The sequence below is a fragment of the Flavobacterium sp. 1355 genome (assembly GCF_017833415.1).
GTDB lineage: Bacteria > Bacteroidota > Bacteroidia > Flavobacteriales > Flavobacteriaceae > Flavobacterium.
In genome coordinates this window covers 25,496-39,187 of the sequence record NZ_JAFICC010000018.1, presented here as the reverse complement: position 1 = coordinate 39,187, position 13,692 = coordinate 25,496, and the positions used below count along the sequence as shown (strand labels likewise).

The following is a 13,692-nucleotide window of genomic DNA, read 5'->3' as shown; positions in this document are numbered from 1 at the left end:
ATGTTTGTGTTTCATGGATATTTTATAATCTTCAAATAAAAAGTTAGAAGATTTATTTCGTCATTTCTTTTAATTTGGATACTCAAACTTTTATATTCATTTAATAAAATTTACTATTATGAAGATACCAAAAGAAATACTCAACGGGTTTTATATATTTTTAGGAATAGCTCTTTTTTTCTTGTTGCTTGAAGTTTTAAATCTGGCCCATTTATTTTATCTGCGTCTGTTAAATGTGCTCTTCATTTTTTATGGTGTAAACAGGTCTTTGCAAATGAATCTTGCCGAAGGCAAAACCACTTTTTTACCCAATGCAATATCTGCAATGGTAACATCTCATGTAGGTGTGGGGTTTAGTGTTCTTGCATTATTGATTTACAGTTATGCCAAAGGCGGCGACGCTTATGTAAAATCATTATCCGAAGCATTTATGTTTGGCGGTGAACCATCGGTAACTACTTATACGCTTTGTTTGCTTTTTGAAGGATCTGCATCTTGTATAATTGTAACCTTATTATTGATGTTGTATTGGAACAATAAATATAAAGCGGATTAAAATATATTTTTAAATACTATTGATAACAAAGACGCTATTATTACAGCGTCTTTTTCGTTTTCAAATAAATTGATTTATATATGAAATGGAAATAATATAAAGCTGCTGTATTAAAATGTAAGAATATGTTCTGCGTCTTTTGAAAATTTGTACTGTATCAGAGAGAATAAATCTTTCTGGTTTTAGTATTAACTTATTAAATAACAACATTATGAGAAATTTATTTTTAGCATGTTTCATGTTATTTTTTGTAGGAATTGCATCTGCACAACAAACCCCTGCAAAAACAAAACAACAAAAGAGTACTGTAGATTCGACTATGCAAAAAAGCAAAACGAATAAACATACTCACAAAACGGATACTATAAGTAAACAGCACAAAAACAAAGCTGGAAAAAAAAGTAGCACCACAAATCCTCCAACAAATTCAAATCGAAGAGACAGTGTTTCAAGTCCAACAACAACTCCAAAATAAAATGAATTTGAGCAATTTGAATAAAAAAAAGAAAGCCTGTAAAAAATTATTTTTTACAGGCTTTTGTTTTTTAAGTACAGATTTTAAAATTAAAATCTCTTAAAACTTCAGATCAGTATAGGTTGTTATACTCAGGCTATAAAACCACTTATGATTTTTATGTAAAAAGTAGGGCAAATTATATAAAATTAGATTTTTAAATTTTAGTTATTTAGAGGTTATACAATTTCCAATAAATAGTACCCCTTGACTCATACGGTTACAACCGGTAGTTTACATTAGAATTTAAATCAAATTTTTAAGCATAAAAAGATGGCAGAACAAATAAGAAATCTTATTGTCATTGGTGCCTCCGCCGGTGGAATCAAGGCAATAACAAAAATAATTGAGGGTTTATCTCAATCCATCAATGCAGCGATTATGGTGGTACTTCATCTCTCCAGAAAATCAAACATCGGCAATATTTCAGAAATATTTCAGCGAGCTACAAATTTAGAATGTGTAGTGGCGACAAACAACCTGCTTATAGAAAAGGGAAAAATTTATCTGGCCTCTCCCGAACATCATTTGTTGGTGAATGGGCCTGTTATGCTGGTTAATCAGGGACCTGAAGAAAACAGATACCGTCCTTCTATAGATGTTTTATTTCGTTCTGCTGCAGTACATTATGGAAATCAGGTTGTTGGTGTTGTCATTACCGGAATGCTGGAGGACGGCACATCGGGAATGTATGCCATTAAAACCTGTGGGGGACTTTGTATTGTTCAGGATCCATCTGAGGCAGAATATGCTGATATGCCACGAAATGTAATGAGAAAAATTGAAGTCGATTATATGGCTCCATTGGACGAAATACCTATTATAATACAGAATATAGTAAATAATCCGCTTCCACCAAAAATCGCTATTCCAGACGAGCTAAAAGTTGAGGCCGATTTAACTGAAAAACTCATGAGTGATATCAATAAACTTAAGAAAATTGCTGACCGAAGCGATTTTGTATGTCCCGATTGCGGCGGCGGATTGTGGGCCATAAAAAATGATCCTACACACCGATACAGATGTCACACAGGACATGTATATACAGAGAAATTATTGCAGGATCTTCAGGACTTAAAAATTGAAGAAACGATTTGGGTATCTATCAGAATGCTCGAAGAAAAACGAAGTATGCTGCGGATGTTAATTTCGCGTAAAAGCCAGGGAGCAGGCAATGAAAGTAATACTGTTTTTGCTCTGGAGAAGAGAGCGCAGGATATAGACGAACACATAAAACGACTGAAATCGCTGGTGGTAAAATTGGCAGATAATGCTGAAAATGACAATCAGAGTGCTTAACCAGAAATCATTTTTTCTCACTCAAATCAATTTCAAAAAAAACTATTCATCTATTCAAAAAATATTTCTAATGAATACGAAAGCGATGCACCTAACCACCTTAAAAGTAAATGGCAGGGATTATCATTTAGAACTATCGCCATGGACGTCTTTGCTGGACACGCTAAGAGAAGAAATTCATCTGACAGGCACAAAAAAAGGCTGTGACCACGGACAATGCGGAGCCTGTACGGTTATTGTCGATGGCAAACGGATATTGAGCTGCCTGACACTTAGTGTTATGAAAGACGGCTCGGAGATTACAACAATAGAAGGAATCGCCGATGGGGAAAATTTGCATCCACTGCAAAAAGCTTTTATAGAATGTGACGCCTTTCAGTGCGGATATTGCACACCGGGTCAGATCTGCAGTGCCGTAGGAATGCTAAAAGAAGGGAAAGCAAATACAAGGGAAGAAGTACAGGAATTAATGAGCGGGAATCTTTGCAGATGTGGTGCCAGCAAAGGTATAATTGATGCCATAATGCAGGTAAAGGAAGGAGGCTCTCATGAATAATTTCTCCTATACTAAAGCTGCAACCACAGATCAGGCAATTTCCGGACTAAATGGTGATATTCGAAATAAAATAATTGCAGGTGGAACCAACATCACTGATCTTCTGAAATATTTTATCACCAAAGCAGACAAACTTGTTGATATAAATTCGATTACAGAAAGCAACTCCATACAGCGTCTTGATAATGGCGGAGTCAGGTTAGGAGCCTTGCATACCAATGCAGACACGGCATACGATCCGATTATCGAAGAACGTTATCCCTTATTATCCAAAGCCATACTGGCAGGAGCATCGGCTCAGATTAGAAATATGGCAACCAATGGCGGCAACCTTATGCAGCGAACCAGATGTTATTATTTTTATGATATTAATACGCCTTGCAACAAACGTGACCCCGGTTCAGGATGTTCGGCAATTAACGGTTACAATCGCATTCACGCTATTTTGGGGCAAAGTGAAAATTGTATTGCTGTTTTTCCTTCTGATATGTGTGTGGCTTTGGCAGCATTAGATGCGACCATAAATATTTCGGGGCCTGATGGCGACCGTGTTTTGGCTTTCGCAGCATTTCACCGGCTTCCGGGAGACACTCCCAATATCGACAATAATCTCAAACACGGCGAAATCATAACCAGTATTGATCTTCCCGAAAAAGGATTTCCAGAGAATTATTCTTATTTAAAATTAAGGGACAGAAGTTCTTATTCCTTTGCTCTGGTATCGGTAGCCACAGCTTTTGATCTTGAAAATAACAAGATCAAAGAAGCCAGGATAGCGCTTGGCGGAGTGGCACATAAACCCTGGCGTGTGCCCGAAGCTGAAACTTTTTTAAAAGATAAGGAACCTAATATTGAAACTTTTTCGGCTGCAGCCAAAATTATATTACAGGGCGCAAAAGGATACGAACATAACAACTTTAAAATCGAATTAGCAAAAAGAGCTATTATACGTAATTGTTTTATGGCGCTGAATCCGGAAACACAGCGTCCGGGAGCAAAACCATCTTTATAATAAATTAAAATGTAAGTTATGACCAGATTACCGTCAATAGGAAAACCAGTAAGTCGTATAGAAGGCCGCCAGAAAGTAACCGGAAGTGCCAAATATGCCGGCGAATATCATGCAGACGATTTGTTATACGGTTATGTAGTAAACAGTGCCATAACCAAAGGTAAGATTGCAATAATTGATACTTCAGATGCAATGGCTTTAGACGGTGTGATTGAAGTTTTTACTCACGAAAACAGGCCCTCAACGGCATGGTTTGATTTTCAATATGCCGATATGGATGCCCCTCCGGGAACTGTTTTTAAGCCATTAAAAGATAATGAAATCAAATACAACGGTCAGCCAATTGCTTTGGTCGTAGCTGAAACTTTTGAAATGGCCAGATATGCGGCAACCAAAATAAAACTGGCTTATACAGAAGAAGAATTTACAACAGATCTGGAATCCAGCCTGAGCAAAGCCAGAAAACCCAAAAAAGGTCTTGCCTCGATGCTGAAACCGCCTCCGCCAAAACCAAAAGGGAATTTTGAAGAAGCATGGCAAAACTCTTGCATTCAAAGTGCCGGCGAATTTAAACACGGAACCGAACATCATAATCCGATGGAAATGTTTGCAACGACTGTTGTTTATGAAGGCGAAAATAAATTAAAAATATACGATAAAACACAAGGCACAATAAATTCTCAAATGTATGTTGCTAATGTTTTTGGTTTAAAAATGAAAAATGTTCAGGTTATTGCCCCTTTTGTTGGCGGTGCTTTTGGCTCTGGACTTCGGCCGCAATACCAGCTTTTTATGGCGGTAATGGCTTCGCTTCAATTAAAGCGAAATGTTCGTGTAACCCTGGACCGTGCTCAGATGTATACCTTCGGGCACAGGCCTCCAACAATACAATATACTAAATTTGGTGCTGATAAGAACGGAAAGGTAAATGCACTTTATCATAAAGCAATTGGCGAAACTTCGCAGTTTGAAGATTATGTAGAAACTGTTGTCAATTGGTCTAATATGCTATATCCGGCAGAAAATACCTTACTGGAGCACAGATTAGTTCCATTAGATGTTTACTCTCCTTTGGATATGCGTGCTCCCGGCGGAAGCACCGGAATGCATGCCATTGAAATTACAATGGATGAATTGGCGTATAAGTTAAAAATAGATCCGCTGGATTTGCGATTAATCAATTATTCTACAATAGATAAAAGTACCGATAAAGAATATTCAAGCAAGGAACTAAGAGAATGTTATCTTCAGGGAGCAGCAAAATTTGGCTGGAGCCAAAGAAACCCGGAACCCGGCAGTATGAAACGCGGAAACAAATTGGTGGGTTACGGAATGGCAACCGGAATTTGGGAAGCCAACAGAATTTTGGCACGAGCCCAGGCCATTATGACAAGTGATGGAAAAGTAGAAATAAAAAGTGCCGTAACAGATATTGGTACAGGAACTTTGACAGTGATGACTCAAATTGCTTCTGATGAATTGGGGCTTCCTATTGATCACATTACTTTTTCGTACGCCGACAGCAAAATGCCTTTTGCACCCATACAAGGAGGTTCTTTTACTGTAGCAACCGTAGGTCCTGCAGTTCAGACTGCTTGCAGGGCATTGAAGAAAAAACTATTCCGAAAAGCAAGACAGATTGAAAATTCTGTTTTAAGTCAAGCAAAATTTAAGGATGTTATTGTCAATGATGGCTTTGTGAAGCTTAAGAAGAATCCTGATACTAAAATTAGTTTTACCGAAATTTTTGAATGGAACAAAAATAAAGAAATCAGAACTACAAATACAGCAATGCCAAATCCGCTGAAATCAGGAAAAAAAGCAAAAGCAGTTCATAGTGCCGCTTTTGTTGAGGTAGAAGTAGATCAGGAACTGGGAGTTATAGAAGTAAAGAGAGCCGTTACAGCTGTAGCTGCGGGAAAAATCATAAATCCAAAAACAGCTGAAAGCCAGATTTTGGGCGGAATGATTTGGGGAATCAGCAAAACACTTCATGAAGAAACAATTGTTGATCATCGATTTGGAAAATATATGAATGCCAATTTAGCAGAATATCATATCCCTGTTCATGCTGATGTTCACGATTTAGAAGTAATTTTTGTTGAAGAACACGATAATTTTGTAAACGATCTGGGTGTAAAAGGTGTTGGAGAAATTGGTATTGTAGCAATGCCGCCTGCGATTGCAAACGCAGTCTTTCATGCAACGGGAAGACGCATCAACAATCTTCCTATACATTTTGATAAGCTGTTGTAATAATTAGATTCCGGAATTTGCTATAAGACTATTAGTCCATCTCAGTTCTGGCCGCTATAAGCCGAAACAAAGGCTCATATTTTTTTATTTGCGGTTCCAGGTTCTGATTGGTTTCAACCGGGCCGATACTTCCCTGCAGGCAATATAATTTTCGTTTTTGAGTAAACATAAATTGCAGCATTCGTATTTTCATTTTAGAATGCTCTAAAGTTTCCTCAACCTCTAACATCATGCCGGGGTTGCCATCAATTGTGACGGCTTCGGTACGAATTAATTTAGATTGCGGAGGAATCATTTCAGAAACGGACTTTTCGTCCAGGATTCCAAACTCTTCTGCCGGAAGGTCATAGATTACAATTAGTATTTTTTCATTTCCCTTTCCATAACAGCTGGTAAACTGCTGCACTGTTTCCGGCATTTCTGCTTCTTGGGGCAGCCAGCTTTTTGGTATTGGTATTTTCAAAGAAGCATTTTCTGCCTTAGGATGACCCTTTGTCGTAAAAGTTTGTATATGGCCATCGGTAATTTCCTGATGAGGGGCATCATGGTATGCAAACGACATAACACCTTTTGTGATAAGCGTATCGGCAATAAGACGTGATTTGTTTTTGACTTTTGCCAGAAAATCACGTGCATATCTTTCTTTTTCAATCGGAACGATAAATTTCTCATTCAACAGAGAATCAATTTGGTATCGCACAATATTAAAGTTACGGTCGTTTAGTTCTTTTTTCAAAAAGTGCTCAATATTTTGCTGTGCCCGTTCAAACAAAACTTTTGTGTTTTTTTCTGCGGCTGCAACATCAGGTTTTAATTCAGGAAACTGCATTGCCACCATCTCAAGTGCAGAACTCTGTCCTTTTAAAAAAGCATAAGTTTCAATGGCGAGCCTGACTTTAGGCGTATATATTTGTTCCTGCGAATAGGATAGAGCAGGGATTGTGCAATATAGAAATAATAAGATATATTGTAGTTTACGTAAGTATGTAATAATTTGAAAAGGCATTAAAATTTATTAAGGAATTCATTACTTTTTATTTTTCAAATTTTAAAAATAGACAAACGTTTTATTTATATGATTTCCTTTCAATGTTACATAATTCCCATAAAAATAATTGCTCTATAGATGGATATTATTGTTTTGATATTTTATAAATTGATTTTTAAGTAATTAGTTTATAAGTGTTTACTGTGTAAGTTTTTGAAAAAATTATATAATTATATGTTTATAGGTTGTTTTATTTTTAAAATATACGAACAATAAAAAATATTATTATGAAAACACTATTCAAATCAAAAATTGCATTGGTTATAATGGTTGCGGGACTTGCATTTTCCTGCAAAAAAAATGAAACAGCTCCGGCAGATGATTATACTAATGATGTTGACACCACTGAAACTACAATTGACAGCGTAAGTACTACAACAGATTCTACTACAACAACTACCGGAACCGGAACAACAGGAACAACGGGAGAAAGCTCTAATGATTCGACTGCTACTGCTCCGACACCATAATGATGTTGAGAAATTAAAAGAGGCTATTTCACGAGTTGTGAGACAGCCTCTTTTTTCTTTAAAATTGCTTAGAAAAACATAATAAACTAAACAACTTCAAATTAAGTTTAAATTCTAAAATTATATTTATAAAAAAATGTACTTCCAAATTATCAATTTTGACATAATGATTTTTATAACATTAAGTATCAGCATGAAAAAAACAAAACTGAAATCAGGAAGTACACCGTTTATTTAATTGTAATATTAAAATAACAAATGACTTTCTAATGTTATAGTTCAAATTTAAAAGTATAAAACGCCTTGATTTTATAGAGTTATATTTTATAATTATATAATTATTAGCTGTTTAAAATAATTTTTAAATCGCTAATTAATAAAAAGGCTATATCATTTGAAGATGCGGACGTACCTGCATAGAGACTATATCACATCTCTTTGGCTGTGATAAACAAAATAAGGCGCTCATCGCAATGTCGTAGGCTTCAAGCATTTCCATTTTATCTATTTTCTCTTTATGTTCTTCTTTAGAACCTGGCTGCATATCACTGGTAACGGCACCCGGTTCAATTAACGAAACCTTAATTCCTAATGGATTTAATTCTTTACGCAGTGAAGTACTAAAACCTCTTATGGCGGTCTTAGTAGCAACGTATATCGTACTTTCCGGCGTACGGCTTTCAGCACTCATCGATCCAATATTGATAATATGTCCTGATTTTTGCTCTTTCATTCTTGCTGCGGCTTCCTGGGCAAATGCAAGATAACCAGTTATGTTTGTATCTATAACATATTTGTAATTTTCATAAGTTTCTCCGGTAATTCCAGATGCAGACAACGCCGCATTGTTGATTAAAATATCAATACCGCCCAATTCAGTATCGGCAATTTCTAAGATTTTATCGATGTCTTCTTTTTTAGTTACATCGGCAGGAGTTCCATAAACCTCGCTTTCGGGAAATTGTTGTTTAATATCGGCAACGGCATTTTTAAAGTCTTCGGGATCTCTTCCAAAAATAAGAACGCGCCCTCCAAGAGATACCAATACGTCGGCAATTGCTTTACCTATCCCGGTTGTTCCGCCTGTTATTACAATTCGTTTATCTTTAATATTTTGTCCAAAGTAATTTGCTAATTTTTCCATTGTTTGTTTTTTATGACTTAATTAATATTACACTGTTGCATTTCTACAGCATCTGATTCTTTTGTTTTCAAAAATCCTGATATAAAAAAGAAAACCGCAGTGGCAATTTCATTATCAATATTTATCGCGAGTTACCATTGTACTTTTATTACAGCCTGACCTGCAACTCTGTACTCGTGTATTTTATCACTTTCGTGAAAGGCATTCAGCAGTTCCTTATTCTGAAATACTTTTATGTTAATCTTTTTATCGCCCAGTTTTAAGATCTTCAAATTACAGCACATATCTATATCACCATCAAGATGAATGGTTATTGATTTTCCTCTTTTGTTTTGCTGAATAATTGGATAGTCTATAAAAATCAGAAAGTCATCATCTATTTTAATGTACTGCCTTGGCACAACGCCAAATGGCATTCCTGCACCATATACTTCCTGACCAACCTGGCCGCTTTGTTCCCAGCCGTTGTATAAATCTTCCAGCGGAATCCACAAATTAGCTTGTATTTCTCCCGTTTTGACTTCTTGAGAGAGCATTTCTTTAGGCAGCATTGCTGGATAATAATAAGCAATTCTGCTAACCGCATATTTAATGAACTCCGGAAGGAGTGTTTTTAAAGCGGGTAATATTTCAACATCTTTCGCCTGAATCATGTATTCTGATAAAGCAGCATATACTTCTAACTCTTCATAAGCAGCAGTATATGGTGCATCATTTAGAGGAAATATTGAAAAGAAATTTGTGTAGTTTTTGCCAAATCCGTATTTGCAATCATATAGCTGAATGTTTTTAAACAATCCCGTAAGACAGGTATAACTTAAATCCAGATATAATTTTTCATTGGTAATTTTATATAATTCTAACAATGCACCCGCTGCAAAGGCAGTATTATTGGCCTGATATAAAATATTAAGCCCAAGGTCTGCTAATTTTTTTGCTGCTTTTTTTGCTTCATTTAAATAGCGTTTTTCTTTTGTTAATTTAAAAGCCAACAGCATTAAATGCGCATAAGAACCCGGAACATCATTTTCTCCTCCTGCACCCGGAGCCGTTTCTTCTTTGATTACTTCAAGGGTTTCCATATTATAAAATACAGGCCATTCATATTTAAAATGATGGGCGACTTTTATAACATACTCTATAGAATCTAATAACAGTTTCTCTGCAGTTTTATCGCCGGCCAAAGCCAGTCTTGCCAAATTCATTAATGGGTGATGCAGGTACCAGGAATCCATTACCATTTCCTTCTTTTGTTCTTCAGACTTATCCAGTTTATCAACCATAGAAGGAAGCCAGCGATTAATGCACTTTATTTTTGGATCGTAAAAAGCAGAAAGTCCATTGATTAAATCCTCGCAAATAGGTTGTTTTTCAGCGCTCCATTCTTCATATTCTTTAAATGGAGTTAGTACAGAAAGCTGTACCATGCTTTCGGGAGGTGTTTCATAGTCGCATAAATAGGCACTCAAATACGGAATTCCGTCTTTTTGAGTCCACGCACCTTTGCTATGGGTTAAATCTGTTACTACTTTTTGGGCAATTTCAGGCCAGTCATGATATTCAATTCTTGGCTGCTGCAGCACTTTATAAACCTTAACAAGATTATTTAAAAAGTGTTCGCAGATTGTCGATGTTTCTTCAAATATTTCAGTATTCAATACTACATAAGCATCTGAAATTGTAAAGGCTTTATTTGAAGGGAGTGGTAATTCATTTGTAGCTGGCAGCTGAAATCCAATTTCCGGCCAGTTGCCCCCAACTGTATTTTTCGATTCCGTTTTAGTTGCTTCGCAGTACTCCGACAATGAAGTAAGATTTTGAAAATAAAAAAATGATCCTGTCTGTGGTTTTGTAATACTCGCAAATAGTAATCCGGATCTGGATCCGAATTGCGCCATGTGGATTTTTCCACTGGTGTTTTCTACGCTTCCATATTGTGTAAGCGGAATTATGTCTCGTGGCGAAAACGGAATCATTAATGCCGTTTTTGCCGTGAATGTTGTTGTATAATGCAATATAGAGTCCGGAAAATTTATACGGACTTCATAACTTCCCAATCTTGAATCGAGTGCGAGAACAATAGTATCTTCATCTTCAAAAAGATTAGTAACTTCAAAACAGCTGTTCATTGCAAAAGCTGCACGAAAAGCTATTTTTCCGTTATTTGGCATAAGTGCCACGATCCAGAGAGAGTCGCCTGTATTATAAAATTGATACGTATAATCAAGAATTTTTCTTTCTAAAAGTATTTCACTATTTTCAATATCTTCCTGCGCCGTTGCGCTCCAAGCCGTGACTGTATTCATAATGATAAATTTTATTAATAAAACTTCTTTTTTTGGGATATTATTTATTCACCGGTTTCCATATGAGGAGCATCTACTGGTTTAGATTGTGAAGAACCAATTTGCCTAAAGTATATTGAGAGCATTACAATGGCAAAAACAGATAAAAATTCGCTTTGCCAGTTTTGGAAAGATTCAAACCAAAACCTCGAATCTCCAATATAATCTGATGCCGATTCCAGAGGCAGTCCTTTTAGGGATAATTGTTCATTCTCATCTTTTAAGCTTCCATAAAAATGGGCAAAAAATGAAAGTATAAACAACAGGAATAAGACAATGGTAAGCGAATGTTTATAGATTTCAAGAATCCATCCGCCTTTTTTTACAGGCCATGGCGCATCTTTTCGAGTTGGCGAGGGTTCTCTGTCAACTTCTTCTTCCTTATCCAGATCTTTAGATTCTGATGAACCTCGTTGCATTAGAAAAATGGTTAGCAAAACAAATAATGCCATTTGTAGAAATTCGCTCTCCCAATTTTCAAAAGTCGATTGAATAAAATGACCGGAAATGAGATAGGCAGATAGTTTAATAGCTGTACTGCCATCTTCAATTAATTCCTTATTATGTTCTTCAAAGCCAAAGATTATCTGGCCGATTAATGTTCCAATAAATAATAATAGGAAGGAAATACCTAGTCCGTTATTGCGTAAGAAATTTTTCATACTCTTTATATGTTTTTAAACAAATTTCAAAAACAAGAGCGGAAAAAACTTATAGAATTAAACAGGTGATTTACAAGATTTTACTTAACTAAAAATCATAATAAATTAATAATGTATAGTTTTGATTGATAAAAAACAGTTCTTGTTTTTTATATGTGCTTAATAATGAGTGTATTATGATTTTTTGTTTTTGCCAAAAATTGCTTTTTGATAGTTTAAGCTAAATTTTGTTTATAAAAAGGCTGTCCTGGTGCTAAATGAATATCTGATATATTGCTACAGCAATAAGGGTAAAAGCATTGTGCACAAAAACAAGCTGAAGATAATATCCCTTGAAATTGATCATGCGGTCTGCCGGTACTATTTCATGAAGAAAAGTCCAGCTTATAATTCCTAGTAAACTGATTATAATTCCTATGGCAAAACTTATCAGTAAGGAGATTTCTGCAAATTGATAATACCATATGAGGTAATATATGGCTGTAAAACATAAGCCGATGGTATGATGAAGTATTCTGCCCGCCATTAATTTTCCCTTTAAAGACATTTTTATTTTAATGACAGCAAGAAGATCAGTTAACAGTTTAGGTTCTTGATAAATAGTAGTTTGTGGTATTGATATCGCCTTATTAAACAGTTTTATAATACCACATGCCAGAAGCCATGATATCAGAATTTGAAAGAACATGTAAAAGATCATTTAATAAGAGGATGTAAATTATTTGCGTTTTCAAATATAATCAATATCCGACAGCATCGGTTGGAATACTTTGGCGGTAATAATCTTAAATATTTGAAAATTTAGAATTTCAATATTTAAGATTCAGCAAAAAAAAGTCCTAATTTTTATTAGGACTTTTTTAGTGAATGCTGTGATTGAACAAAAAACAAATTTTAGATTGGTCTTTTGTAAACTGTTACATCATCTACCCACATCATCACACTAGAGAACAGGTTGATTTTATTAGGGTCTATAAAATTGGAGTCTTTGGAGCCCACATTCATATTTAAAATGATAGAATGTTTTCCGAAATTATTAAAATTAAGATTGGCTACACTACTATTGGTATACGTTGCAACGGTTACATTATCAACCTTTATGGTTACTGTTACGACATTATCTTTCATCTTCCAAAAGGATTCATATAAATGCCACCCGCCATTTCCGTTTATATCAAAATTACCCGGATAGTTTCTTTCTGCGGAGTTTCCCAGCAAGTTTGTTCCGGTAGAAGTTCCATAAAAAATATTTGAAGTAAAACGACTAGAATTAGGCGCAAAAGAATACCCTTCCATAATATCAATCTCTCCCTGAGTTGGCCAGGCATTTCCCTGCACAGACCAAAAGGCCGGCCAGGCCCCATACGTTTGTGTAAAAGATTTGTAAGTACCTCCATCCATCGCTACTAATTTAATAGTGGCAGAAAGCATGTACTCTGTATTGTTTTCTGGTTTGTATTGATAATTGGAGGTGATAAAGCCAGATTGATATTTGTACGTGCTCAATTTTGTAGTCTTGATTTCCAGACATTGTCTTCCGTCTCTCCATTGTGTGGTTGGCACTGAACTATAATAGTCACAATACCAGGAATTATAATCTGCCCGCTGCTCTTTTGTCCATTGTGAGAGATTTGAGCCTACGTTAAATGTGTCTTCAAATTGTTTGACCCACGGGGCACCGGCTACTTTACTTGTTGTACTATTTGTATTTGAGGCTGTGGTTGCCAATTGGTCCTTTGCGGGAGAATTGGCTTCATCTGCGCAGGATGCAAATCCTAATCCAAATACGCATGTTACTGCTAATGCGAACAAATTTAGTTTTTTCATAAT

At 35.8% G+C, this 13,692-nt stretch carries 13 protein-coding genes; 7 read left to right on the top strand and 6 right to left on the bottom strand.

The genetic code is table 11. From position 1 onward, the window contains the following. Positions 1 to 118: 118 nt before the first annotated feature. From JOD96_RS19955 to JOD96_RS19930, 6 genes are all read left to right on the top strand, one after another. Positions 119 to 556: a hypothetical protein gene (locus tag JOD96_RS19955; protein ID WP_209565973.1), complete on the top strand. Its 438-nt coding sequence runs from the start codon at positions 119 to 121 to the stop codon at positions 554 to 556. Positions 557 to 767: 211 nt separating this feature from the next. Further along, positions 768 to 1,031, top strand: coding sequence for a hypothetical protein (locus JOD96_RS19950; protein ID WP_209565972.1), 264 nt, complete (start codon positions 768 to 770; stop codon positions 1,029 to 1,031). Positions 1,032 to 1,343: 312 nt separating this feature from the next. Continuing rightward, a complete protein-coding gene (locus JOD96_RS19945) occupies positions 1,344 to 2,369 on the top strand; it encodes a chemotaxis protein CheB (protein WP_209565971.1) in 1,026 nt (341 codons plus the stop codon). A 70-nt stretch (positions 2,370 to 2,439) separates the two neighbouring features. Next, positions 2,440 to 2,925: a (2Fe-2S)-binding protein gene (locus JOD96_RS19940; RefSeq protein ID WP_209565970.1), complete on the top strand. Its 486-nt coding sequence runs from the start codon at positions 2,440 to 2,442 to the stop codon at positions 2,923 to 2,925. Further along, positions 2,918 to 3,937 carry an FAD binding domain-containing protein gene (locus JOD96_RS19935; RefSeq protein ID WP_209565969.1) on the top strand — a complete coding sequence of 340 codons (1,020 nt, stop codon included), beginning with the start codon at positions 2,918 to 2,920 and terminating at the stop codon, positions 3,935 to 3,937. Before JOD96_RS19940 ends, JOD96_RS19935 begins: the two co-directional genes overlap by 8 nt. A gap of 18 nt (positions 3,938 to 3,955) precedes the next feature. After that, positions 3,956 to 6,193: a xanthine dehydrogenase family protein molybdopterin-binding subunit gene (locus JOD96_RS19930; protein ID WP_209565968.1), complete on the top strand. Its 2,238-nt coding sequence runs from the start codon at positions 3,956 to 3,958 to the stop codon at positions 6,191 to 6,193. 31 nt (positions 6,194 to 6,224) lie between these two features. On the opposite strand, the gene JOD96_RS19925 is transcribed toward JOD96_RS19930, so the two are convergent. Then, complete coding sequence (locus JOD96_RS19925; RefSeq protein ID WP_209565967.1) at positions 6,225 to 7,199, bottom strand: hypothetical protein; 975 nt, start codon at positions 7,197 to 7,199, stop codon at positions 6,225 to 6,227. A 269-nt stretch (positions 7,200 to 7,468) separates the two neighbouring features. Between JOD96_RS19925 and JOD96_RS19920 the strand changes: the two genes are divergently transcribed. Then, positions 7,469 to 7,711: a hypothetical protein gene (locus JOD96_RS19920; RefSeq protein WP_209565966.1), complete on the top strand. Its 243-nt coding sequence runs from the start codon at positions 7,469 to 7,471 to the stop codon at positions 7,709 to 7,711. A 385-nt stretch (positions 7,712 to 8,096) separates the two neighbouring features. On the opposite strand, the gene JOD96_RS19915 is transcribed toward JOD96_RS19920, so the two are convergent. From JOD96_RS19915 to JOD96_RS19895, 5 genes are all read right to left on the bottom strand, one after another. Then, a complete protein-coding gene (locus JOD96_RS19915) occupies positions 8,097 to 8,855 on the bottom strand; it encodes an SDR family oxidoreductase (protein ID WP_209565965.1) in 759 nt (252 codons plus the stop codon). 131 nt (positions 8,856 to 8,986) lie between these two features. Then, positions 8,987 to 11,161, bottom strand: coding sequence for a hypothetical protein (locus tag JOD96_RS19910; RefSeq protein ID WP_209565964.1), 2,175 nt, complete (start codon positions 11,159 to 11,161; stop codon positions 8,987 to 8,989). A gap of 44 nt (positions 11,162 to 11,205) precedes the next feature. Beyond that, positions 11,206 to 11,862: a DUF6766 family protein gene (locus JOD96_RS19905; RefSeq protein ID WP_209565963.1), complete on the bottom strand. Its 657-nt coding sequence runs from the start codon at positions 11,860 to 11,862 to the stop codon at positions 11,206 to 11,208. A 253-nt stretch (positions 11,863 to 12,115) separates the two neighbouring features. Continuing rightward, the gene (locus tag JOD96_RS19900) at positions 12,116 to 12,550 is read right to left on the bottom strand and encodes a hypothetical protein (RefSeq protein WP_209565962.1); all 435 of its coding nucleotides are present in this window, start codon (positions 12,548 to 12,550) and stop codon (positions 12,116 to 12,118) included. A gap of 206 nt (positions 12,551 to 12,756) precedes the next feature. Continuing rightward, entirely contained in the window at positions 12,757 to 13,689 is a 933-nt protein-coding gene (locus tag JOD96_RS19895; RefSeq protein ID WP_209565961.1) for a glycoside hydrolase, read from the bottom strand. Positions 13,690 to 13,692: the final 3 nt, after the last annotated feature.